The sequence below is a fragment of the Chryseobacterium sp. FR054 genome (assembly GCF_056844565.1).
The window spans coordinates 334,434-351,284 of record NZ_JBXDSA010000002.1; the positions used below are offsets into that span (position 1 = coordinate 334,434).

At 39.6% G+C, this 16,851-nt stretch carries 16 protein-coding genes and 1 riboswitch; of the genes, 4 read left to right on the plus strand and 12 right to left on the minus strand.

The annotated features are described in order from the left end of the window. Window positions 1-60: 60 nt before the first annotated feature. Window positions 61-153, minus strand: a riboswitch (TPP riboswitch). Between the two features lie 1,238 nt (window positions 154-1,391). From AC106S_RS08885 to AC106S_RS08900, 4 genes are read right to left on the minus strand one after another with little or no spacing between them, the layout of a single operon-like run. Further along, window positions 1,392-2,426, minus strand: coding sequence for an alpha/beta hydrolase fold domain-containing protein (locus AC106S_RS08885; RefSeq protein WP_482438716.1), 1,035 nt, complete (start codon window positions 2,424-2,426; stop codon window positions 1,392-1,394). Between the two features lie 24 nt (window positions 2,427-2,450). Next, entirely contained in the window at window positions 2,451-2,834 is a 384-nt protein-coding gene (locus AC106S_RS08890) for a DUF3037 domain-containing protein (protein ID WP_482438717.1), read from the minus strand. After that, window positions 2,821-3,594, minus strand: coding sequence for a HipA family kinase (locus AC106S_RS08895; protein WP_482438718.1), 774 nt, complete (start codon window positions 3,592-3,594; stop codon window positions 2,821-2,823). Before AC106S_RS08895 ends, AC106S_RS08890 begins: the two co-directional genes overlap by 14 nt. 15 nt (window positions 3,595-3,609) lie before the next feature. After that, window positions 3,610-4,863, minus strand: a complete 1,254-nt coding sequence (locus AC106S_RS08900) for a PKD domain-containing protein (protein WP_482438719.1) — start codon at window positions 4,861-4,863, stop codon at window positions 3,610-3,612. Window positions 4,864-4,935: 72 nt separating this feature from the next. Here AC106S_RS08900 and AC106S_RS08905 point away from each other — a divergent pair, with 72 nt between their 5' ends. After that, window positions 4,936-5,778, plus strand: a complete 843-nt coding sequence (locus AC106S_RS08905; RefSeq protein ID WP_482438720.1) for an alpha/beta hydrolase family protein — start codon at window positions 4,936-4,938, stop codon at window positions 5,776-5,778. Between the two features lie 66 nt (window positions 5,779-5,844). Further along, entirely contained in the window at window positions 5,845-6,288 is a 444-nt protein-coding gene (locus AC106S_RS08910; RefSeq protein ID WP_482438721.1) for a hypothetical protein, read from the plus strand. Window positions 6,289-6,378: 90 nt separating this feature from the next. Here AC106S_RS08910 and AC106S_RS08915 read toward each other — a convergent pair whose 3' ends face one another. The 7 genes from AC106S_RS08915 to AC106S_RS08945 all read right to left on the minus strand — a co-directional run bounded on the left by AC106S_RS08915 (window position 6,379) and on the right by AC106S_RS08945 (window position 13,980). Further along, window positions 6,379-7,200, minus strand: coding sequence for a flavin reductase family protein (locus AC106S_RS08915; protein WP_482438722.1), 822 nt, complete (start codon window positions 7,198-7,200; stop codon window positions 6,379-6,381). Between the two features lie 148 nt (window positions 7,201-7,348). Further along, entirely contained in the window at window positions 7,349-8,596 is a 1,248-nt protein-coding gene (gene fahA / locus AC106S_RS08920) for a fumarylacetoacetase (RefSeq protein ID WP_482438723.1), read from the minus strand. 66 nt (window positions 8,597-8,662) lie between these two features. Next, complete coding sequence (locus AC106S_RS08925; RefSeq protein ID WP_482438724.1) at window positions 8,663-9,124, minus strand: hypothetical protein; 462 nt, start codon at window positions 9,122-9,124, stop codon at window positions 8,663-8,665. A gap of 72 nt (window positions 9,125-9,196) precedes the next feature. Beyond that, entirely contained in the window at window positions 9,197-10,327 is a 1,131-nt protein-coding gene (hppD, locus tag AC106S_RS08930) for a 4-hydroxyphenylpyruvate dioxygenase (RefSeq protein ID WP_482438725.1), read from the minus strand. 237 nt (window positions 10,328-10,564) lie between these two features. Continuing rightward, entirely contained in the window at window positions 10,565-11,347 is a 783-nt protein-coding gene (locus tag AC106S_RS08935) for a hypothetical protein (RefSeq protein ID WP_482438726.1), read from the minus strand. 146 nt (window positions 11,348-11,493) lie between these two features. Further along, window positions 11,494-12,765 (minus strand): acetyl-CoA hydrolase/transferase family protein, encoded by a 1,272-nt coding sequence (locus tag AC106S_RS08940; protein ID WP_482438727.1) that lies wholly within the window; start codon window positions 12,763-12,765, stop codon window positions 11,494-11,496. Window positions 12,766-12,792: 27 nt separating this feature from the next. Beyond that, window positions 12,793-13,980 (minus strand): homogentisate 1,2-dioxygenase, encoded by a 1,188-nt coding sequence (locus AC106S_RS08945; protein ID WP_482438728.1) that lies wholly within the window; start codon window positions 13,978-13,980, stop codon window positions 12,793-12,795. 121 nt (window positions 13,981-14,101) lie between these two features. On the opposite strand from AC106S_RS08945, the gene AC106S_RS08950 reads away from it, so the two are divergent. Together AC106S_RS08950 and AC106S_RS08955 are read left to right on the plus strand one after the other, a co-directional pair. Beyond that, the gene (locus AC106S_RS08950) at window positions 14,102-16,168 is read left to right on the plus strand and encodes a TonB-dependent receptor plug domain-containing protein (protein ID WP_482438729.1); all 2,067 of its coding nucleotides are present in this window, start codon (window positions 14,102-14,104) and stop codon (window positions 16,166-16,168) included. A gap of 50 nt (window positions 16,169-16,218) precedes the next feature. Then, window positions 16,219-16,626: a thioredoxin fold domain-containing protein gene (locus AC106S_RS08955; RefSeq protein ID WP_482438730.1), complete on the plus strand. Its 408-nt coding sequence runs from the start codon at window positions 16,219-16,221 to the stop codon at window positions 16,624-16,626. Here AC106S_RS08955 and AC106S_RS08960 read toward each other — a convergent pair. Next, window positions 16,589-16,851: hypothetical protein (locus AC106S_RS08960; RefSeq protein ID WP_482438731.1), on the minus strand; the 263-nt coding region annotated here is incomplete at its 5' end. The two genes, AC106S_RS08955 and AC106S_RS08960, sit on opposite strands and share 38 nt — an antisense overlap.

Consider the following 16,851-nt stretch of genomic DNA (forward strand, 5'->3'; position numbering starts at 1 on the left):
CATTTAGATTAAAATAAAAAACAGCTTCAGGATGAATCCAGACAAAAGATACACTGCGGAAAATGTATTTTTGCTTTTCCCTACGTCGGTGTAAGCCGTATCAGGTTCAAAGGGACTCTCTCAATTCTTCTCAGAATACCCCTAAAGCAGGACAAATGTATAAAAATTATCAGAGCAGGCAAAAAACCGGCAATGTATTTTCCTTTCTTTCAGGAATATCCGGTCCTTTTCAATAAAAATTGATGCCAGTTAAAAAAAATAGAACATGAAAACTTTAGTCTTCAACAAATCCTGTTAATTCAACAGAACAAAAAATCTGCTTGATCTGCATGATCAGCGAGAAAAATAAAAATAGATGGGTTGAAATTTTTCTTTAACGCAAAGTCCTATTTATAGGCAATACTGATTTTAAGGAAGCAAAGAGTCGAATCAACTGCGTTGATTCGACGAAGCGTGGGTTTTAACCATTAGCTTCATCAGTTACGAAGTCACATAGCTTTGTTCACTCAAAATCAGCATTCTCAAAAATAATCTTTGCATTAATTTTTTTTCAAAATAAATCCTGTTAATTCAACAGAGCAAAAAATCTGCTTTATCTGCATGATCAGCGAGAAAAATAAGAATAGATGGGTAAGGTTTTTTCCAACGCAAGGTGCCAATTTATAGGCAATACTGATTTTAAGGGAGCAAAGAGTAGAATCAACTGCGTTGATTCGCTGAAGCGTGGTTTTTAACCATGAGCGTCATCAGTTACGAAGTCACATAGCTTTGTTCACTCAAAATCAGCATTCTCAAAAATAATCTTTGCATTAATTTTTTTTCAAAACAAAATCCAGCAGAGCAAAAAATCTGCTTTATCTGCATGATCAGCGAGAAAAATAAGAATAGATGGGTAAGTTTTTTTCCAACGCAAAGTGTCAACTTATAGGCAATACTGATTTTAAGGGAGCAAAGAGTAGAATCAACTGCGTTGATTCGACGAAGCGTGGGTTTTAACCATTAGCTTCATCAGTTACGAAGTCACATAGCTTTGTTCACTCAAAATCAGCATTCTCAAAAATAATCTTTGCATTAATTTTTTTTCAAAACAAAATCCAACAGAGCAAAAAATCTGCTTGATCTGCATGATCAGGGAGAAAAATAAGAATAGATGGGTAAGTTTTTTTCCAACGCAAGGTGTCAATTTATAGGCAATAGTGATTTTAAGGGAGCAAAGAGTAGAATCAACTGCGTTGATTTGCTGAAGCTGTGGATTAGCCTTCGGCTGTTTTCATTTATAAATAATTGATTACAGCTGAAAAAGATAGCTGAAAATCTTTGATTTTCTTGCGCCCTAAAAGTATCATCGTTAAATCTTGCGCCATCGCGTTAAGTCAACAAAAATGTAGGTCTTATTTCTTCTGTGAAACAATAAAATCTACCATCTGATCCACCATTTGGTCCAGATAGGCTTTATCAGTTGTAGAAAAACTATGTACGCCTTTATCAATAACAATTAATGATGTCTGAACTTTTGCTCTTTTCAGTTTCCTGTGCAGCTTTTTAGATTGGTTTAAAGGAACGACCTTATCTTTATTTCCCTGTACAATTAAAGTGGGAACCCCGCCGGAAACAAAATTAACAGGTGATATGGTTTTAAGATATCCGATTGCCTTCTGCTGATCTTTATTGATGTCGTATCCTGATAATCCTTTTACCAGATTCTGCTGCAGGCTGATAATCTTTTTTGAGATCATTCCGATCATAGCAACCGGGATAGTACCTGCGCTGGTATGAAAAAGCTTGTTAAGATCCGCAGGACCGTAATGATCAATTACATAATTCACTTTTGCAGAATAGGATGAAAGTTCCGGACTGCCGGTATAAGTGGTATCAGGAGTATAAGCGGCAAGCAGAGAAAGGTGCGCTCCTGCTGAAGCTCCGAAAAGTCCGATATTATTGACATCAAAATTATATTTTTCCGCATTTTTCCGTACCCATCTTACCGCATCTTTAGTATCTTCCAATGGCAGGGGGAAATGGGTATTGTCATTCAGAAGAGTGTAATTAATACTGATAACAGCATATTGCCTGGCCATCAGTTTCTGAATGGTATTTTCAACATAGTTATCAGCATGGATCGTTTTATCACCTTCTATCCATCCGCCTCCGTGAACGTAGATTAAGACTGGAAGCCGGTCCGCAGAAGTATTTTTAGGAATATAAAGATCTAATGCAACGGGACTTCCTTTTCTATTGATTTTGTAAACAATATCTTCGGAAACCGCTGCTACTTCCGCAAGTAAAGAACTCTTTACACGGGGAGCCTGAGTTGGGGACTGTGAAAAACTCTGTGAAAAAAAAGAATTGGAAAAACTTAAAAATAAAATAAAAAACAGGTTTGTAAAAAACCTGTAAACTGATATGTTGTTAATTGTTGAATACATAATAAACTTTTTTTAAGGAATGTGTTATTTTACTAACTCCTCAAAAAGCTTACCAAAAGTAATCTCCAGATCCTTTGATTTTCCGGGATGGGGTCTGGAAGTCTGTACCACGGAACTCCTCACAGCTGTCAGCCAGCGGAAACGTTCAGGAATGTCCAGAAGAGCAATTGGTCCGCCATCTTTGTCGCCTTCAGCAATTTTTTTAAAGCTTTCAAGATTCTGGATAATATCGTCATAATCGAGTTTGCTGTGCATCAGTCTGAATTTATCAGGACACAGATAGAATTCCACGCGGATGAATTTCTCTTTTTTGGAAAACATGACAAGCCCGATATTAAAAAATTCCTCTCTTTCAACCTTAGGCACCAGGCGTATTACAGCGTATTCGTATATTTTATCCTCTTGCATTTTTGGCTTCGTTTAGAAAGATTTGGGAATTTTCCAGTCTTGTCTTCATAAACCGGAAGTAGATTTCACGGATCTGGTCAGGAGTTTCCTCTGCATCATTCCAGTGCAGCCAGTCTTCCGGGATCAGATTAACGATGTCTCTGAAAAGTCTGTCATTCAGTACGGTATGGGCAAATGCATCTGCTTCGTCAAGCATTTTGGCCTTTGGAAGCAGCACATGGTCTTTTACATATTTAAAAGGTGTTTTGGCCGCCGCATCAAAATTCTGCCAAGAGTGATGGAAGTAAAAAGAAGCTCCATTGTCAATTACCCAAAGTTCTTTGTGCCACATCAGGAGATTGGTATTCCTGAATGTTCTGTCGATATTCGTAATAAACGCGTCCAGCCATACAATTTTGGAGGCCAGAAGCGGATCGATCTTCACGCCGGGATCATAAGCAATAGAGCCGGAAAGATAATGAAGACCCAGATTCAGACCTTCTGAAAATTTCAAAAGATCCTGGATTTCCTCATCGGCCTCTGTTCTTCCGAAATCTACGTCAAGGTTTACCAGTACCAGTTCGGGGATCTTCAGTCCCAGAGCTTCGGTAATCTTTCCGCCTAAAAGTTCAGAGATCAGCATCTTTACTCCGTGGCCTGCACCACGGAATTTCAGTACATATTTAAAATCATCGTCAGCTTCTGCCAAAGCAGGAAGAGAGCCGCCTTCCCTCAGAGGAAGGATGTAACGCATCACGGTTACCGTTCTTAAATCCAGCATACCGCAAAAATAAGCTTATTTTTTTAGAATCTTTTTAGTGAATTCTGTTTCTCCCGCTTTATATTTTAACAGGTAAACTCCGGAAGAAAGATGATTCAGCGGAATGGTATATCCGGAACCCGTTTTTTCGAGTCTGTACCGGAGCTTCCGTCCGGCAGCATCTGTGAATGAGATCACTGTAATTTTTCTATCGGTAACAATGCTGATGAAATCCTGTGCCGGATTCGGGTAAATATCAATGGGAGTTACTTTCTGCTCCTGTGTTCCGAGCGTCTGAACGTTTACAGATTTTATTTTAGTTGAATTTTTACTGCATGCGTTGGTAGTGAGGCTTACCTGGTAATTTCCTGTTGAATTATAAGTGTGCTGGGGATTTTCCAGTGTTGAGGTGGTTCCGTCTCCGAAATTCCAGAGAAAAGAAGTCGCACTTTGCGTTTGGTTGGTGAACTGTACTGAACTTCCGGATATCTCATAGACAAACCGTGTAGGGAGATCATTGGTATTGATAAACCATGTTTCCAATCCGTTGAAAACTATATTTTTTGTAATGCTTTTTATAGCCTGCGATTCGGCGGGGGTAAGATTGCCATTATAAGACACCAGTTCCGGATCCTTCTTGAATATCAGGGTGTAGAAAGTATAAGCTGCGGCCATTGAGCCTAAATAGCTTGGGTGTGATCCGTCTGAAGAGTAGAGTTCCATTTGGGGATGCAGCTGCCGGATTGCTCTCCATACTTTACCGACGGGAGAAACAAGGCTCTCGTTATGTCCGGCCATTTCTGTATACCGGGCAGAGATCAGGTCATCCATTCCCTCATAGGCACATACGGCTGTATTGCCGTTGGCACAGTTGGTTGCATCTCCGTTTTTGTAGCCCCACGTCATGAAAAATATGGGATTTCCGCAGGGGTTGGTATTTTTGGTCAGGTCTGCAAGCTGTTTTGCATAAGGAAACATTTCATTTTGTATGAATGAATCCGGGAAAGAGGGAATCTGGCTCTGTTCCTGTAAGACCACATAATCCCAGTTTCCCTGGCTGATTACTGAGGTGACGGCTGGGTTTTCTGCATGCTGCTTCAGCCTGGATCCACCTGGGGTATAGCTTTCATAAGCTAATTGATCTCCGGCAGATGCTGCAATAAGTTTTACCAGTTCCGGCATATTATTGGTGTAAGTGTAACTGTTTCCCACAAAGAAAACTCTTTTTACATTTTGGCTGAAGATGAAAGAAAATGAAATCAAAAATAAAAGAAGTAGTGATTTTTTCATATATTTAGATTAGAGTGAATATTGCAAATATAACTGTTATTCAAAATACAGTAAACAAAATGTTTTATTTTTATGAAATTGACAAAAGATCTTAATGTGAAGCTGGAAAATCCTGAGACCAAAACATTTCTGGCCGATGCTTTTTATCCTGAAACTGATGAAAAGTTACCGCTGGTCATTTTTGTTCACGGCTATAAAGGTTATAAAGACTGGGGAGCCTGGAATCTGATGGCTGAGAAGTTTGCAGAAGCCGGTTTTTTCTTTGTGAAATTTAATTTTTCACATAACGGTACAACGGTTGATGATCCCCGTCATTTTGCCGACCTGGTAGCCTTTGGAAATAATAATTATTCTAAGGAACTTTCTGATCTGGGTGTTGTCATCGATTATTTTAGTCATCATCCTAAAGTGGATGACCAGAAGATCATTCTGATGGGACACAGCAGGGGAGGGGGAATTTCCATTGTGAAAACGTATGAAGACGAAAGGATCAATGCGCTGATTACTCTTGCCAGTGTAGATACACTCGAACGTTTCCCGACAGATGAAGCTCTTGAAAGCTGGAAGAAAAACGGAGTATATTATGTCCTGAACGGACGTACCAGACAGGAAATGCCCCATTATTACCAGTTTTACGAAGATTTCGAGAAGAATATCCACCGTTTCGATGTGGAAATGGCAACTGAAATGGCCAAAGCCTACATGCTTATCATTCACGGCACAGATGATGAAAGTGTCGGAGTGAAGGATGCTGAACATCTTCATATTCTTAATCCTAATTCCGAACTCTTTCTGGTAGATCATGCAGATCATACTTTCGGATCAAAAGAACCCTGGACTGAAAATATCCTCCCGGAAAACCTGAATACCGTTACAGAAAAATGTATTGATTTTATTAAGAAAACCATAAAATAACACTCGTCTGGAACAGAGTTTGAAGCTATACACAAAAAAATATTAATCACCCTATTGAACGTAATTATGAATAAACTAACGGTAGTTGCAGCAGCGTTTTCATTGCTGGCGGCTGTTTCATGTAAAAAAGAAATCCCTGAGGCTGCCCCGGTTGAAACCGTTAAAGAAGTTGTGCCGGCACAAAATATCCTGACCAGAAATGTTGGGAAATATCCCACTGATATCAAGCTGTTTGAGGATAAAGACTTAACCGACAGGCTTAAAAAGCTAATGGGAGCCGATTATGATGAGATGGTTAAAAATTTTAACGTGGTAAGTCCTGTCAAGGCCGAAAATGAAGTATACAGAGCCAACGGATGCATGCAGCACAATTGCCCGGGATATTATGCATTCATTTATTTTGATGCTAAAAATGATAATCTGAATGTTCTTATAGACAGAGATGGAAAAGTAAAGGAATATGCAGAAAAAGGAAAAATAGAAATCAGTGAGGAACTGAAAACAAGATAAACAGCTTATTCATTTAGCCGAAAGGAATATTCTATAAAAAAGGAGTGAAAATGAACTTTTCACTCCTTTTTGTATTTAAAATCAACCTGATTATTTGGTTAAGATTTTCCAGGCTTCTTCAATTTTACTTTCCAGAAGTAATTTCTGAGCATCGGCATGAATATTTTCATCGGCATGGAAATCCCCGGAAGGAAGTACTTCCGTATTGGCGAGCATTCCCAGGTCGTTTCCTGTAAATACTTTACTGTACTTGATGGTGTCAGGCAGAAGATCAAATCCTATTCCTTTGGTCACCAGTGGTTTCGGGACTTCGAAAAGACTGTTTTCATTGCTTCTGGAATACCAGTTGCTTCCTAATCTTGCCACCATATCCAGTTTTGCCTGATCCAGGTTTCCGGCTTCATTCAGGTATTCTTCCCTGATATGGATTTTCTGAACTTCGCAGATCACCAGATTTCCGGCACCGCCCTGATCTCCCAGAGACTTTACTTCTAAAACTTTACATTCAAAATTAACAGGGCATTCTTCAATCAGTTTGGGTTTCACCAGATCTGCGTCTTTCATCGTAAGACCGGATTTCACAAACTCATTTACTCCTGTCTCATATTCCGTAGAAGCTAATGAAATTTGCTGTACAATGGGAAAGTTAACGGTCCCAATAACGACTTCCTGAACTTCCAGAACATTTTCCAGCGTATGTTTCGTGGTATTATCGCGCACTCTTCTTGAAGGCGAAAAGATCAGTACCGGAGGAACCGTACTGAACATATTAAAGAAACTGAATGGAGATAAATTGATATTTCCGTCCTTATCTACCGTAGAGGCCAGTGCAATAGGACGAGGCGATACGGCAGTCTGCATAATGGTCTGCAGCTGAACGGGGGTTATTTCGGAGGGGATTACTGTTTTCATTTTTTATTTTTAACCACTTAAGCTTAACCACAAAAGGCACAAAAGATTTTAAAGTGAAATTATTTTTTTCAATAATAAAAATGCATTTCACTAAACCTTATAGGTTTTTAAAACCTATAAGGTTTCATTTTAAGTGTTTATTTTAAGATTATACCGTTGGAATAATTTTTCCGCTTACTTCACCAAATCCCACTCTCACACCATCTTTTTCAGCCCATGCTTTCATAGTAACGGTATCGTTGTCTTCTATGAATTTTCTTTCTTCACCGTTGCTTAATGATAAAGGGTTCTGACCTCTCCATGTCAGTTCCATCATAGAACCGAAAGATTTAGGATCACTTCCTGAAATGGTACCGCTGGCATACATATCACCGACTTCCACGTTACATCCGTTTACGGTATGGTGAGCCAGCTGTTGGGTCATACTCCAGTACATGTGTTTGTAGTTGCTTTCGCAGATCAGGTTTTCTTCGCCGTTTTCAGGCTGAAGGTATACTTCAAGGTTGATGTCGTAATTTTTATCCCCATCAATTTTCAGATAATCCAATACTTCAGGATCCTGTACCGGAGAAGCGGTTCTGAACGGTTCCAGTGCTTCAAGGGTAACTACCCACGGAGAAATGGATGAGCCGAAGTTTTTAGCAAGGAAAGGCCCAAGCGGAACATATTCCCAGGCCTGAATATCTCTTGCAGACCAGTCGTTGAAAACCACCATTCCGAAAATGGCATCTTCAGCATCTTTTGTGGAAATACTTTCTCCCATCTCTGTATTTTTGCTGACGATAAATGCCATTTCCAGTTCAAAATCAAGCTGTTTGCACGGTCCGAAAACGGGCTTATCGGCATCTGCGGGCTTCATCTGACCTTTCGGACGGTTGATTTCTGTTCCTGAAACTACGATAGAGGAAGCTCTTCCGTGATAGCCTACCGGAAGGTGTTTCCAGTTGGGAAGAAGAGCATTGGCAGGATCGCGGAACATTTTACCTACATTGGTAGCATGTTCGATGCTGCTGTAAAAATCCGTGTAATTCGGGATGTGCACGGGCATCATCATTTTTACTTTATCAAGATCGTAGAATGCATCTTCAATAGTTTTTTCATCTTTAGATAAAGTGGAGCCTTCGAGAAGAAGTTCCTGGATTCTGGTACGTACCGCATTGGTAACCGGTTTTCCCAGTTCAATAAATTCGTTCAGGGTATAGGCTTCAAAAACATTGTCGTCTAAACCTTCAATGTCTTCAAAATAGCCCAGATCATACAGGGTTGCGAGATCAATGACCTGATCTCCGATTCTGGTGCAGCAACCGATATATTCTTTATTAAAAACAGTTACTCCGAAAGGAATATTATGGATGGAAAAGTCCGAACTCGGGGAATATTCTACAAATGATTTCATATGTTTGGATTTAAATTAAGGGATAAGAAAATAAGCGTAATGTTTTATTTTCTGCCGTGAGGGAAGTTACTTCTTCTTTTTTGAATAGGATTCTTCGTCTATCCAGCGGTCTTTGGTATTGATGTCAATAAGATACAGAATGTCTTTCTGTTTGGTCAGCAGCAGGGTTTTGGTTACCGGAATAGGAACTTTTGTATTTTCAAGCATATCTGCCCGCAGGGAAACAATATTCTTTTTTCTGACGATATCCCCGGTAAAAACATTGGAACTGCTTTCTCCGGTAGCTTTATCATCAAAAACCTCTACATATGTAGCCTGATTTCCTTTAATAATAATGAAATCTCTTTCCGTATGGTCTGCCGCATCCTTAATGAAAACAAACTTCTTATTATCAATGTTTACATTTTCAAGGTGCTGGTTGATGCCTTTTCTTTCTTCTAGTCTGTTGAGAATCTCATTGATGGTTCCATATTGAGCTTTAAGGCCTAATGTACCCAGTAACAAAACTCCGATTAAAAATTTCTTCATGTAGTGTGTTTTATAAAAAAGTTTTGCCAGAACTCTGCATCCTGACAAAACTTTATATGTTATATTGTTAAATTAAAGATTACCTCTTCTTTCCTGTTCTCTTTCCAGAGCTTCGAATAATGCTTTGAAGTTTCCGGCACCAAAACTCTGTGCGCCGTGTCTTTCAATGATCTCGAAGAACAGGGTAGGGCGGTCTTCCACAGGCTTTGTAAAGATCTGAAGAAGGTAGCCTTCCTCATCATGGTCAATAAGGATGCCAAGTTCCTGTAATTTTTTAAGATCTTCATCAATATGGCCTACTCTTTCAGGAACCATATCGTAATACGCTTCCGGCGGAGCGGAAAGGAATTCTACACCCCGTTTTTTCAGCTCGCTTACCGTGTGAATAATGTCTTTTGTAGCTACTGCGATGTGCTGTACCCCTTCACCTTCATAGAAATCAAGATATTCTTCTACCTGCGATTTCTTTTTACCTTCTGCAGGTTCGTTGATCGGGAATTTGGCATACCCGTTTCCATTGGACATTACTTTAGACATCAGCGCAGAATATTCTGTGTTGATCTGTTTATCGTCAAAAGAAAGGATATTTACAAACCCCATTACTTTTTCGTACCATTCTACGGTAGGAATCATTCTGTCCCAGTCTACATTTCCTACACAGTGGTCTACATACAGTAATCCTGCTTCTTCAGGCTTGTAGTCGCTTTCCCATTTTTCATATCCGGGCATGAAAGCACCGTTATAATTTTTTCTTTCCACAAACATGTGAACCGTTTCTCCGTAGGTATAAATTCCGGACATTCTTACCTCACCATGTTCGTCAGTTAAAGTTACAGGCTCTAAATAAGGTTTTCCGCCTCTTTTGGTTGTTTCTTCGAAAGCTGCATAAGCATCGTCTACCCAAAGTGCCAAAATCTTTACTCCGTCACCATGTTTTTTTACATGTTCATTGATTGGGGAATCAGATTTAAGACCGGTAGTCAGTACCAATCTTATTTTTCCCTGTTGAAGAACATAAGAAGCACGGTCTCTTACTCCTGTTTCAGGACCCGCATATGCAACAGACTGAAAACCGAAAGCGGTTTTGTAATAGTGGGCAGCCTGTTTTGCATTTCCTACATAAAACTCAATGTAATCCGTACCGTTGATCGGCAGAAAATTCTCAGCTTGAGCAATTTTTTCGGCAAATGTAAGTGTTGACATATTTTCTTTTTACTTTTATTTTTAATGGTATGCAAATTACAAAATTCTTAGTAATAGCGAAAATATTAATAAGTAATCCTTGTATTTACTTAACATAAAGTTAAAGAAAAGTTCATTTAAGTATATTTAAGTTTCTTGTTATGAAGTTGGGATATGTACATTTGTATTCACAAAAAACAAGTGGAAAAAAAATGTTTCGAAACACAAAAGCCGTAGAAATTCTACGGCTTTCGTCATTTATAGTTTTCTGTTGAGCCTTCCTGCATCGGGGTTGTAATTATCCCAGATCTTCCAGACATTGTCTATCTTACGGATAAAATAGATCTGTGTATTCAGCTGATTCACGAAATGTTCTTCACCGGTTCCGCCTACCTTAAACAGGAGATTCCAGAATTCCTGGGATTCCAGAATCTTTTTGTCCGGTTCATCAGTTACCATATGTATATCAAACACTTCATAGTTGGAGCGGTTGTTTTTGGTAACCAGCTGAAAATCTCTGTCGCAGAGTTCTTTGCTGAACTGGGAAGTTCTTTCTAAAAACGGAGACCCGTCAAAGACAAGATCTTTGAAAATCTCAGGCTTATGGGCCGGAAAGTGTTTGTAAAATTCAAAAGTAGTGGCGCAGTAATCATACACCAGCTGTGTAAGAAACTCCTGACTGTCTGTTTCTTTCGTTTCCTGATTTCGTTTTTTTACCGATAAAATATAGTCATTGAGATCTCTGTATCCCAGGAAAATGCATATTTTATCAAGGGTTTTCAGAAACCTCAGATCATTGTGGGTTTTGTCCTGATAATCGTTTTCAAAAAAACGCTGCAGCGTAACGTGCGAAATCGTGTTTCCTATTTCAAATTTTTTTCCTCCTTTTAATTCCTCAGCTTCAGATAATTCATCTTTGATGATTTCGGAAAGAATGATATAATGGCTTCTTTTCCATTCACTCACATTCCCCAAAACAGAATCCCTGACTTTTGAATGTTTTACAACTTCTTCTCTTATCGAATTATATATCGTTTTCAATTTCCCTGGTTTTTTTGAAAGGACTTAATCAAAAATACTGCCAAATGTTAAAGTTTTTTGATGGGTGTTTAATTCTTATCCGAAAAATTTCTCTGCTTTTGGAAGAAAAAATATCATAACAGAGAAAATTTTCACATCTTTTCTGGTTATTTAAATCTCTCAAAAGCAGCTCTTTCCAGCATTTCCCTGTCGTCCGGATGAGCGATGCTGATGAGCTCCTGGGCTCTCTGGCGAAGGTTTTTACCGTACAGGTAAGCGGTACCGTATTCGGTCACTACGTAGTGAATGTGCCCTCTGGTAGTCACTACTCCCGCACCCTGTTTAAGGAAAGGAACAATTCTTGAAATTCCTTTTTTAGTTCTTGAGGTAATGGCAATAATGGGTTTTCCATCTTCACTCAAAGCGGCTCCTCTCATAAAATCCATTTGTCCTCCGATTCCGCTGTACTGCATGGTTCCGATGGAATCTGCACATACCTGCCCTGTAAGATCGATCTCAATGGCAGAGTTGATGGCTACCATTTTTTTATTTCTCATGATATTGATGGGGAAGTTCACATCGCTTACATCTCTGAATGCAAAAACGGTATTATCATCCACATAATCATAGAGTTTTCTGGTTCCGAAGCAGAAGCTGGTAATGGTTTTATTATCGTTGTAACCTTTATATTTATTGTTAATCACATCGTTCTGAATCAGGTCAATAACACCATCGCTCAGCATTTCTGTGTGAACTCCCAGGTCTTTATGGTTAGTCAGACATTTAAGAACAGCATCCGGGATGGTTCCTATACCCATCTGCAGAGTAGATCTGTCTTCAATAAGTTCTGCCACGTTTTTTCCTACCAGCATTTCCTCCGGGCCAACTTTGGATCCGTAATCTACCGTAGGAAGCTCTTCTTCATGCCATACCAGTTTGTGTATTCTGCTGATGTGGATCATTCCGTCACCGTGGGTTCTCGGCATCAGAGGGTTAACTATTGCAACGATGATCTTTGCAGTATCTACGGCAGCTCTTGCCACATCTACTGATGTTCCCAATGTGCAGAATCCATGTTTATCCGGAGGTGAAACGGTTACCAGAGCCACATCCAGGGGTAATATGTTTTTCCTGAAGAGAATAGGAATTTCACTTAAAAAGACAGGAACGAAGTCTCCTCTGTCCGAATTTACCGCATCACGTACCGGTGTGGAGACAAATAATGAATTGATGAAAAACTTGTCTTTGTACTGCGGTTTTGCAATTTCTACATTTCCCTGCTGGGTAATGGAAACCATTTCTACATTTTCCAGACGGTGTGCCTGTCTTGCCAGTTCGTCAATAAGATAGTTCGGAGTACATGCACTTCCGTGAAAAAATACGCGGTTTCCGCTTTTGATGGTATATATAGCTTCTTCTGCACTGATATAATTGTACATAGTGAAATTTTTTTATGAATGATTTTTTTACTCCTGAGAACGGTCTTCCATAGTTTTATCGGTTTCTTCCAGCCAGGAAGTTTTATAGGAAGGATCTTCTACTTTTAAGGCTTCTTCCGTAATCTTTAACGGGCGGAAAGGATCTACCATTACTGCATATTCTTCAGTAAATTTTTTACCGATACTTCTTTCCATTGCACCTGGGTGAGGTCCGTGAACAATTCCTCCCGGATGCAGAGTGAAGTCCATCAGATCAATATGGTTACGGCTCATGAAATCGCCTTCCGTATAGAAAAGAACCTCATCAGAATCGATATTGGAGTGGTTGTAAGGAGCGGGGATAGCCATCGGATGATAATCATACATTCTTGCACAGAATGAGCATACCACGAAATTATGACCTTCAAAGTTCTGGTGTACCGGTGGTGGCTGGTGAATTCTTCCGGTAATCGGTTCAAAATTTTTGATATTGAATTTGTAAGGATAAAAATAACCGTCCCATCCCACAACGTCAAAAGGGTGGGTTGCATAGATGAAGTCCGTGATCTGATTTTCCTTTTTTACTTTAATTAAAAATTCTCCCTTTTCATCTTTAGGCTCTTTAAAAACCGGCGCAATAATATCTCTTTCGCAGAAAGGAGAGTGTTCCAGAAGCTGTCCGAATTCATTTCTGTATCTCTTCGGAGTATAAATAGGAGAGTGGCTTTCCAGCACAAAAAATACCGTATCATCAGACTGTAATTCTACCTGATAAATAGTCCCTCTCGGAATAATGAGATAATCACCGGTTACAAATTCAAGATCTCCTACAAAAGTTTTCAGGATACCGGTTCCCTGGTGTACATACAGCAGTTCATCACATTCTGCATTCTTGTAGAAATAATCCATGGATTTTCTCGGTTTGGCAAGCCCCATCTTCAGATCGTTATTCATCAGAAGGATTTTCCGGCTGTCCATAAAATCGTCTTCCGGAGTTACATTCATTCCTTTGAACATTCTTGGAGCCACGTTTTTCTCCACAGCAATCTTTGGGGTAACATCTTTCGGTGCTCCTATGGATTTGATCTGTGTAGGGCGGTGGATATGATAAAGCAGAGAGGAAATTCCATGAAAGCCTTCCGTTCCGAAAAGCTGTTCGTAATAGAATTTATCTTCCGGCGATTTGAATATGGTATGCCTTTTTTGTGGGATACTTCCCGATTGATGATATCTCATTTTACTTTTATATGTCGTTTCTCAAATTTACTAATTTTTCGTGAATTGATTTCAACAACATTTGTCATGGTGTTTTGTGTTTCAAAAATAATTGTTAGATTTGTCTAACAATTTTAATTTCATGAAGCGAATATTATTTTCTATTACTTTTTTATCCTCCTACTGTTTTGCCCAGGAAACAGACAGTTTGTCTATTTCTCAACACATGAAGACGGATTCAGTAAGAGTTTCCCAGGAGAAAACAAAAACCGGTACTATTGAAGATGTGGTTATCACCGGAACCATAAAGCCGGTAAGCAGATCAAAAAGCCCGGTAGCAGTAGAAATATACAGTCAGAAATTTTTTCAGAAAAACCCTACGCCAAGCATTTTTGAATCGATTGCAATGGTAAACGGGGTAAAACCTCAGCTGAACTGTTCCGTATGCAATACCGGAGATATTCATATCAACGGTCTGGAAGGACCTTACACCATGATCCTGATTGATGGAATACCGATTGTAAGCTCACTTTCCACGGTATACGGATTGAGCGGTATTCCCAATAGCCTTGTTGACCGGATTGAAGTGGTAAAAGGTCCTGCTTCTTCTATTTACGGTTCGGAAGCAATGGGCGGGGTCATCAATATCATTACAAAGAATGCCCTTACTGCCCCGAAATTAAGTGCAGACCTGATGACCACGACCTGGAATGAAAATAATCTTGATCTGGCTGCCAAATTCAATGCCGGAAAGAATGCTTCGGCACTTTTGAGTTTAAACTACTTCAGCTTTAAAGAAAAAATAGATCAGAATAAGGATAATTTTACCGATACGGCATTACAGAGCCGGATTTCAGTTTTTAACAAATGGAATTTCAAGAGGAAAGACAACCGCCAGGCGAGTTTTGCCATGAGGTATCTGTATGAGGACCGTTTCGGGGGAGAAATGCAGTGGAACAGGCATTATCGCGGCAGTGATGAAGTATACGGGGAAAGTATTTATACCAACCGGGCAGAAGTTTTCGGGCTGTACCAATGGCCGTTGAAAGAATATGTGGTTACCCAGTTTTCGTATAACTATCATAACCAGAACTCTTTTTACGGGGCGAATCCGTTTGATGCGCTTCAGAAAGTGGCCTTTGCGCAGACGTATTGGAGTAAGAAGCTTAAAAGCCATGACCTGACTGCCGGATTTACTTTCAAAAGAACATTTTATGATGACAATACACCGGGAACCCTGTCGGCGGACGGAATCACGAATGATCCGATGAAATCTCCGATCTGGGGGGGCTTTGTCCAGGACCAGTGGGAAATAAATGATAAACATACGCTGCTTGTGGGATACAGATTTGATTATGATAAAATTCATCATGCTGTTCATTCCCCGAGATTCGCCTGGAAATTTTCCCCGAATCCCTATCATACCTTACGTTTCAATTTCGGAACAGGTTTCAGGGTCGTAAATCTGTTTACGGAAGATCATGCAGCTCTTACAGGATCGAGGGAAGTAGTGATTCAGTCTGACCTTAAGCCGGAAAGATCTGTGAACGGAAATCTGAACTATATCTGGAAGATTCCTGTCGGAAACCGTCTTATTCAGCTGGATGCTTCTGCCTTTTATACGTATTTCAGCAATAAGATCGTAGGGGATTTTGATACGGATCCCGATAAAATTATTTACGATAATCTTCATGGATACGGAATTTCAAGGGGAGCCTCGATGAATGTGGATTTCAGCTTCAGCTTTCCGCTGAGTGTAAATCTTGGAGTAACGTACCTGGATGTTTACCAGAAGTTTGATTCCGGACAGAAATCACAGCAGCTGCACGCTCCGAAATGGAGTGGAACTTATAATCTGAGCTATAAGTTCAGGAATGATCTGACGGTAGATTTTACAGGACAGTTCTACGGACCGATGAGGTTACCTGTGCTTCCTGATGATTACCGCCCGGAATATTCTCCGTTTTATTCCCTGGCCAATATCCAGGTTTCCAAAAGCTTTAAATCAGGATTTGAGGTCTACTGCGGGGTTAAAAACCTGTTCAACTTTACGCCGAAAGATCCTTTGATGCGCCCGTTTGATCCTTTTGACAAATATGCAGATGACCCGGTGAACAACCCCAACCATTATACGTTTGACACGGCATATGGTTATGCTCCGATGCAGAAAATCAGGGGTTTCCTCGGAATAAAATATAATCTGAAATGAACAACTTATTTTTATTTTTAATGTTGGTGCCGTGTTTTTATCTGTCTCAGATGAAGACAGGCACTTTTTCCGGTCTGGAAACTGAAATGCTCAGATCCCCCAAACCTGTAATCATTCATTTGTATACGGACTGGTGCACTGTCTGTAAGATTGAAAAATACAGTTTGAGCAAAGATCAGGAAACGGTAAAGCTGATTAATGACCACTTTTATCTTATTAATTTTGAAACTGAAAAAATGAAAGAAAAGATAAGATTTCAGGGACAGGAATTCAGCTATCTCTCCAATGGAAGTTCCGGAATTCATGAGCTGGCTCTGGCTTTATCGAAAAATAAGCAGCAGCCGGTGTATCCGTTGTGGATCTTTCTGGATAAGAACCAGAAGCTGGTATACTATCATGAGGGAGCAATGAGTCCTGAGATCATGAGGCAGAAACTGTTAGAAATTTCAGTGTTGTAAGTTTGTTGAAAACGTGAAAATCATTTGCTGAAAATCTCTGATTTTCTTGCGTCTTAAAAGTCGCGTAATAATTTAAAATCTTAGTGCCTTTTGCGTTTTCCAACAAAAAAAATGATTTAATATTCTCTCGCGGATTTTGCAGATTGAGCAGATTTTTTTGCATTATATGTTTTGTTGGAATTTGCGCAAGGACGCTTTTTTTATCTGCATCATGCCTTATAAGGC

Bases quoted from the DNA above. Each gene is read 5' to 3' on its own strand.
- AC106S_RS08885 (WP_482438716.1), bottom strand. From the start codon at position 2,426: ATGTATTCAACAATTAACAACATATCAGTTTACAGGTTTTTTACAAAC.
- AC106S_RS08890 (WP_482438717.1), bottom strand. From the start codon at position 2,834: ATGCAAGAGGATAAAATATACGAATACGCTGTAATACGCCTGGTGCCT.
- AC106S_RS08895 (WP_482438718.1), bottom strand. From the start codon at position 3,594: ATGCTGGATTTAAGAACGGTAACCGTGATGCGTTACATCCTTCCTCTG.
- AC106S_RS08900 (WP_482438719.1), bottom strand. From the start codon at position 4,863: ATGAAAAAATCACTACTTCTTTTATTTTTGATTTCATTTTCTTTCATC.
- AC106S_RS08905 (WP_482438720.1), top strand. From the start codon at position 4,936: ATGAAATTGACAAAAGATCTTAATGTGAAGCTGGAAAATCCTGAGACC.
- AC106S_RS08910 (WP_482438721.1), top strand. From the start codon at position 5,845: ATGAATAAACTAACGGTAGTTGCAGCAGCGTTTTCATTGCTGGCGGCT.
- AC106S_RS08915 (WP_482438722.1), bottom strand. From the start codon at position 7,200: ATGAAAACAGTAATCCCCTCCGAAATAACCCCCGTTCAGCTGCAGACC.
- fahA (WP_482438723.1), bottom strand. From the start codon at position 8,596: ATGAAATCATTTGTAGAATATTCCCCGAGTTCGGACTTTTCCATCCAT.
- AC106S_RS08925 (WP_482438724.1), bottom strand. From the start codon at position 9,124: ATGAAGAAATTTTTAATCGGAGTTTTGTTACTGGGTACATTAGGCCTT.
- hppD (WP_482438725.1), bottom strand. From the start codon at position 10,327: ATGTCAACACTTACATTTGCCGAAAAAATTGCTCAAGCTGAGAATTTT.
- AC106S_RS08940 (WP_482438727.1), bottom strand. From the start codon at position 12,765: ATGTACAATTATATCAGTGCAGAAGAAGCTATATATACCATCAAAAGC.
- AC106S_RS08945 (WP_482438728.1), bottom strand. From the start codon at position 13,980: ATGAGATATCATCAATCGGGAAGTATCCCACAAAAAAGGCATACCATA.
- AC106S_RS08950 (WP_482438729.1), top strand. From the start codon at position 14,102: ATGAAGCGAATATTATTTTCTATTACTTTTTTATCCTCCTACTGTTTT.
- AC106S_RS08955 (WP_482438730.1), top strand. From the start codon at position 16,219: ATGAAGACAGGCACTTTTTCCGGTCTGGAAACTGAAATGCTCAGATCC.